General features: G+C 70.3%; 6 protein-coding genes. All 6 read right to left on the reverse strand.

Going from position 1 to position 6,239, the window contains the following annotated elements:
• On the reverse strand, nt 1–942 hold a 942-nt coding region (locus tag GX015_RS06605; protein ID WP_291343766.1), incomplete at its 3' end, for a serine/threonine-protein kinase.
• Between the two features lie 86 nt (nt 943–1,028).
• Nucleotides 1,029–2,462 carry a penicillin-binding transpeptidase domain-containing protein gene (locus GX015_RS06610; RefSeq protein ID WP_291343761.1) on the reverse strand — a complete coding sequence of 478 codons (1,434 nt, stop codon included), beginning with the start codon at nt 2,460–2,462 and terminating at the stop codon, nt 1,029–1,031.
• A complete protein-coding gene (locus tag GX015_RS06615; RefSeq protein WP_120983580.1) occupies nt 2,459–3,814 on the reverse strand; it encodes an FtsW/RodA/SpoVE family cell cycle protein in 1,356 nt (451 codons plus the stop codon). Before GX015_RS06615 ends, GX015_RS06610 begins: the two co-directional genes overlap by 4 nt.
• Entirely contained in the window at nt 3,811–5,232 is a 1,422-nt protein-coding gene (locus GX015_RS06620; protein ID WP_291343763.1) for a protein phosphatase 2C domain-containing protein, read from the reverse strand. The genes GX015_RS06615 and GX015_RS06620 overlap by 4 nt, the downstream gene beginning before the upstream one ends.
• Entirely contained in the window at nt 5,229–5,696 is a 468-nt protein-coding gene (locus GX015_RS06625) for an FHA domain-containing protein (RefSeq protein ID WP_102213646.1), read from the reverse strand. Before GX015_RS06625 ends, GX015_RS06620 begins: the two co-directional genes overlap by 4 nt.
• A 102-nt stretch (nt 5,697–5,798) precedes the next feature.
• Nucleotides 5,799–6,239 (reverse strand): FHA domain-containing protein (locus GX015_RS06630; protein WP_291343765.1); only part of this gene is annotated, 441 nt, incomplete at its 5' end.

Here is a 6,239-nt window from a genome sequence, read left to right on the forward strand (position 1 = left end):
GAGGCCCGTCTCGGGGGGCCGGCGCAACCCGGGTTCGGTCAGCGCGCCGAGTTCGCTGGTGGCCGGGTGCGCGGCATCGGACTGGCGGTGGATGCTCGGCTGCACCCCGGCCGGCTGCGGTGGGCGATTGCCCTGGCGCACGCTCCGGACCGCCTTGGCCAGCTCCCGGCCATCGGCGTACCGGCGACCCGGATCCTTGCGCAGCATGATGCCGATGAGCTCGCGGATGTGCGGGTGCACCGTCTGCGGCAGCGCCGGCGGCGGCTCGTTGATGTGCGCCACCGCCACGGCGACGGTCGTGTCGCCGGCGAAGGGCCGGCGACCCGCGACCATCTCGTAGGCGACGCAGCCCAGCGAATAGACGTCCGTCGCCGGGGTGACCTGCTTGCCCTGCGCCTGCTCGGGAGAGACGTACTGGGCGGTGCCCACGACCATGCCCGTGCGGGTCAGCGGCACGGCCTCCGCGGCCTTGGCGATGCCGAAGTCGGTGATCTTCACGGTGCCCTCCGGGGTCACCAGGAGATTGCCCGGCTTGATGTCGCGGTGGATCAGATCGCCCGCGTGAATCGCGGACAGGCCGTGCGCCGTCTGCTCCACGACGTCGAGCGCGAGGTGCTCGGGCAGCGTACGGCGACGGCGCAGGACGTCGGCAAGCGACTCGCCGCGGATGTACTCCATGACGATGTAACAGGGGCCGTCGGCCCCGCGGCCCGGCTCGTCGTGCGAGTAGATGGCCACGACGTTCGGGCTGTCCACGCTGCGCGCCGCCGACGCCTCGTTGCGGAAGCGCTGGCGGAACTCGTCGTCGTCGCCCAACTCGCGGTTGAGGACCTTCACCGCGACCGGGCGGCCGCCCGCCGACAGATCATCGGCCAGCCACACCGTGGACATGCCGCCGCGGCCCAGGACGTTGCGGATGCGGTAGCGCGACGCGCCGAGCATCTCCTGGACCGCGCGGCCCTCGGCGTCGAGGGGTTCGCCGCCGACGGTGTTCGGGGGATTGGGGGGATGGTTGGAGGGGGTCATGGTCAGCGCACCGACCTTTCGACGGCGGCGATGACTTCGCGGCCGATCGGCGCCGCGACGGACGAGCCCGTCGCACCCTGGCCCTGGCCGCCGCCCGACTCCACGACGACCGCGACCGCGACGTCGGAATCCGGGGCGAAGGCGATGTACCAGACGTGCGGCGCCAGCGCGCCACGCTCCGAGCCGTGCTCCGCGGTGCCGGTCTTCGACGCGATCGCGTTGCCGTTGCCGCCGGAGTTGCTCTCCGACCCGCGCATCAGATCCGTGAGGATCGCCGCGGTGTCGGGGTGGATGGCCTCGTTGACTTCCTTCGGCTCGGTCGTCTTCAGGGGCGAGAGATCCTGGCCCTGGACCGACTTGACCAGATGCGGTTCCATGCGCACGCCCTTGTTCGCGATGGTGGCCGCGACGATGGCGTTCTGCAGCGGCGTGAAGGACACGTCGCGCTGGCCGATGGAGGTCTGGGCGAGAGCGGCGTCGTCGGGGATCTCGCCGATGGTGGACTTCTCCTGGGGCACGCCCAGCTCGTCGAACTCCTCGCCGACGCCCATGCGCTCGGCGACGTCGCGCAGCGGATCGGCGCCGGTGTCGACGGCCAACTGCGCGAACGCGGTGTTGCAGGAGCGGGCGAAGGCGACGCGCAGGGTGGTCATGCCGCCGCACGACTGGCCGCCGTAGTTCTCCAGCGTCGTGTTCGTGCCCGGCAGGGTGATCTCGGAGGCGCCGGTCACCGAAGTGTCCGGGCCCGCGCCGTTCTCGACGGCGGCGATGGTGGTGAGCACCTTGAAGGTGGACCCCGGGGGCAGGGGGCGCTGCGTCGCGTGGTTGAGCAGCGGCGCATCCTGGTCGGCGTTGAGCTTCTTCCACTCGTCGGCGTCGTTGGCCGCGATGTCGTTCGGATCGAAGGACGGCGTCGACGCCATGGCGAGGATCTCGCCCGTCGACGGCCGGATGGCGACCGCGGAACCGACGTAGCCGTTGTCGGACAGCGCCCGGTACGCGGCTTCCTGGGCCTCCGGCAGAAGCGTCAGCTCGAGGTTGGCGCCGGCACGCTCGCGGCCGGTGATCGTGTCGATCGCCCGGGACGCGAACAGCGACGGGTCGGAGCCGTTGAGGATGTCGTTCTGGGAGCGCTCCAGACCGCTCGACCCGTAGATGTCGGAGAGGTAGCCCTCGACCGGGGCGTAGGCCTCCGGGTTGGCCTCGTACACGCGGGAGTAGTAGCCGTCGGCGCCCATCTCGGAGCGCGCGAGGATCTCTCCGCCGGCGCTGATCTGGCCGCGGTGGCGGGACTTTTCCTCGAGGAACTGGCGGGTGTTGAGCGGGTTTTCGGCGTACTGCTCGGTGCGGAAGGTCTGCACCCACGTGAGATTGGCCAGCAGCAGCACGATGAGGACCAGCGTGAAGAGCATGACCTGGCGGATGGACTTGTTCATCGGGCGCCCACCTCCTCGGCCTGCTCCGCCAGCGGGGCGGAGAGGCCCCACGGACGGCGGGCCGAATCGGAGATGCGCAGCAGGATGGCCAGCAGGATGTAGTTGGCCAGCAGCGAGGAACCGCCCGCCGACATGAACGGCGTGGTCAGGCCGGTCAGCGGCATCATCTTGGAGATGCCGGCGACGACGACGAACACCTGGATGCCGATGGTCAGCGCCAGGCCGGAGGCCAGCAGCTTGCCGAAGGAATCGCGGACCTGCATCGCGGCGTTCATGCCGCGGGCGATGAGGATCGCGAACAGCAGGATGATGGCGGCCAGGCCGACGAAACCGAGCTCTTCGCCGAAGGAGGCCAGGATGAAGTCCGAGTGGGCCACCGGCACGTTCTGCGGGTAACCGTTGCCCAGGCCGGTGCCCGTGACGCCGCCCCAGCTCATGCCGAACAGGGCCTGCGACAGCTGGTAACCGCCGGAATCGTAGTGGGCGATGGGGTCGACGAAGTGGTTGACGCGGTCCTGGATCTTCGCGGAGACCTGGTACACGCCGAAGCCGCCGACGGCGACGAGGACCAGGCCGATGATCAGCCAGGAGCCGCGCGCGGTGGCGATGTAGAGCATGCCCAGGACGGTGCCGAAGAGCAGCAGCGCCGGGCCGAAGTCGTTCTGCAGCGCCATGATGACCAGCGCGATGCCCCACACCACGAGGATCGGGCCGAGGTCGCGCAGGCGCGGGAAATCGATCCCGAGGACGCGCTTGCCGGCGACGTTGAACAGCGAGCGCTTGTTCACCAGCAGCTGGGCGAAGAAGATCAGCAGCAGCACCTTGGCGAACTCGCCGGGCTGGACGGAAAACGGCCCGATGGAGATCCAGATGCGGGCGTCGGAGTTGATCGACGACGGCCACACCAGGGGCAGCGCCAGCAGGATCAGGCCGAGCAGGCCGAGGATGTAGGAATACCGGGACAGGGACCTGTGGTCGCGCAGCAGCACCATGACGGCGACGAACATGCCGACGCCCAGGACCGTCCACATGACCTGGCTGCGCACGAGAGTGGTGGCGTTGGCCATGTCGAGGCGGTGGATCATCACCAGCCCCAGCCCGTTGAGTGCGGCGACGACGGGCAGCAGCACCTGGTCGGACCAGGGCGCCAGGAAGCGCAGCACGAGGTGGGCGACGCCGAATACGAGGATGAAGCCGCCGACGATCCACAGCATTTCGACGGTGGCGGTGTTGCCCTGGCCGAGCTCCGTGGAAATCAGCGCCAGCAGAGTGACGGCGCCGGCCAGCAGGAGCATGACCAGTTCCCGGGAGCGGCCCGGACGGGCGGCGGTGTCGGTGGAGGCGGCGGTCATCGGCGCACCTCCCGGCAGTTGACCCCGGGTTCGGAGCCGGTGCCACGATCCTGGCCACCGTCCGCCGCGGCGGATTCGGTCGCCGACTCTGACTCGGTCGCGCCGGCGTCATCTGCGCCGGCGCCCGCTTCATCGTCACCGCGGGTCGCCACGGTCAGGCAGACGGGCAGCGCCTGATCGGCCAACCGGCCGATCTGGCCGCGGATCTCGTCGTAGGAATCCGCGGGCAGCCCGTCGAGCTGGGCCCGCGCCGCCGGGGCGAGGTCCTCGGGCGCCATCAGGTGGCAATCGAGGGATCCGCGATCGGTGGCGGGATCGGGCAACGTCACCTGGTTGTCGTCGGACAGGCACACGTACTGGTGGTGAGAATGCAACGAGAACCCGAGCAGGCTGCCCGGGGCGCCGTGCCGCACCTGCACCACGCCCTCGTCGACGGCCAGGTGGTACATGGAGTCGTTCTTGCGCCATCCCCACACGCCGATCGCCGCGACGGCGGCCAGCGCCAGGATGACGACCGTGGCGACGAGCCAGCGGCCGCGCAGCTTCGGGGCCTTGCCCACGGGTTCCGCGGTGACGGCGCGCTCCTGCTCGGCGGGCGGGCGCATCGCGGCGGCCCGGCCGGCGGACGTGTTCGGCCGCGGTGCCTCGGAATCCAGCGAGCCCAGGGCCCCGGCCAGCGCCGGCTCGTTCGGGGTGTCGGCGGACGCGTCGACGACGTCGGCGATGATGATGGTGATGTTGTCCGGCCCGCCCGAGCGCAGCGCCAGTTCCACGAGCCGGTTGGCGGCCTCGGCCGGCGTGCCCTCGGCCAGGGCCTCCGCGATGGTCTCGCGGGACACCGGATCCGACAGGCCGTCGGAGCACAGCAGGTACCGGTCGCCCCTGCGGACCTCCCGGTACTTCAGCGTCGGCTCCACCGGGCGGCCGGTCAGCGCTTTGAGGATCAGCGACCGCTGCGGGTGCACGGACGCCTCTTCGGCGGTCAGCGACCCCTCGTCGACCAGCGACTGGACGTAGGTGTCGTCGCGGGTGATCTGCGTCAGTTCACCGTCGCGCAGGAGGTAGCCGCGGGAATCTCCCACGTGGCACAGGCCGACGCGCTCGCCGTCGAAAAGCAAAGCGGTCAGCGTGGTGCCCATGCCCTCGGTCACCGGGTTGGCCTCGATCTCCTCCGCGATGGAGGAGTTGCCCTCTGCGCAGGCCAGCGCCAGCGCGTCGAGCAGGTCGGCGTCGGGCTGGTCGGCGTCGAGCTTGGACACCTGGGCGATCATCAGCTGCGAGGCGACCTCGCCGGCCGCGTGGCCGCCCATGCCGTCGGCCAGCGCCAGCAGGCGGGGGCCCGCGTAGGCGGAGTCCTCGTTGTTCTGCCGGACCAGACCGCGGTCCGAGATGGCGGTGTAATCGAGCGAATAATTCACGGCTGCAACCTCAAAGTCGTTCGGCCGATGCGGATCTCCATGCCGGGCTGGAGCTTTTCGGGCTGGTCGACGCGCTGGCCGTTCAGGAACGTGCCGTTGCGGGAATCCAGGTCCTCCAGGTACCAGTCGCCGTCGCGGGGGATCAGGCGGGCGTGGTGCGAGGAGGCGTAGTCGTCGTTGAGCACGAAGGCGGAATCATCGGCGCGGCCGATGGTGATCTCCCGCTGGTTGGCCAGGTTCATGCGCGATCCCGCCAGCGGCCCCGCGGTGACCAGCAACTGCTGCGGCGTCTGCGAACGCTGGAACGGCCGACCCCGCAACGCGGGTGCGGCCACGGCGCGCACCGGGCGCAGACCCGACGCGGCATTCGCGTCGGCGCGCAGCGCGCGCAGGGTCATCCAGATGAAGAACCACAGCACGACCAGAACGGCGATGCGGGACAGCAGGAAGACGATCGCCTCCACGTACTTACCTCCTCTTCGGGGCGCCGTGCGGCGCCGGTTTCCCGGCCGGTGGGTGGTTGCCCTCCCGGTGCCCGGGCTTGGCTGCGCCCGGGTGCGGCCCGGTTAACGGATCCGGACTTCCATGACCGAATGGCCCATGGAAATGACGTCGCCGTCGGCGAGCAGCCAGTTGTCGATCGGTGAATCGTTGACCATCGTGCCATTGGTCGAGTGCAAATCCACCAGGACGGCGTCGCGGCCGTCCCAGGTGATTTCCGCGTGCTGGCGCGAAACCCCGGTGTCCGGCAGCCGGAAATCGGAGATGGTGCCGCGGCCGATGATGTTCGATCCGGGCTTGACCTCGAACGTGCGGTTCGATCCGTCCTGCAGCAGCAGCGTCACGGTCAGCTGCTCCTGGCCGGGCGAGGACGGCCCGGGCGGCACCTGGACTGGGCGGTCGCCGGTGGACGGCGGGTTGCTTTGCGACGTCCCGGCGCCCGCGCCGGGGCCGCCCGCATCGTCGGCGGCGGCGAAGTCCCGGTCGGCGTAATCGGCGGGCGGGGA

Source organism: Corynebacterium sp. (genome assembly GCF_012837295.1).
GTDB lineage: Bacteria > Actinomycetota > Actinomycetes > Mycobacteriales > Mycobacteriaceae > Corynebacterium.

What these genes read in the sequence shown, in the direction of transcription:
- GX015_RS06610 (WP_291343761.1), bottom strand. Translation starts at nt 2,462, where the DNA reads ATGAACAAGTCCATCCGCCAGGTCATGCTCTTCACGCTGGTCCTCATC.
- GX015_RS06615 (WP_120983580.1), bottom strand. Translation starts at nt 3,814, where the DNA reads ATGACCGCCGCCTCCACCGACACCGCCGCCCGTCCGGGCCGCTCCCGG.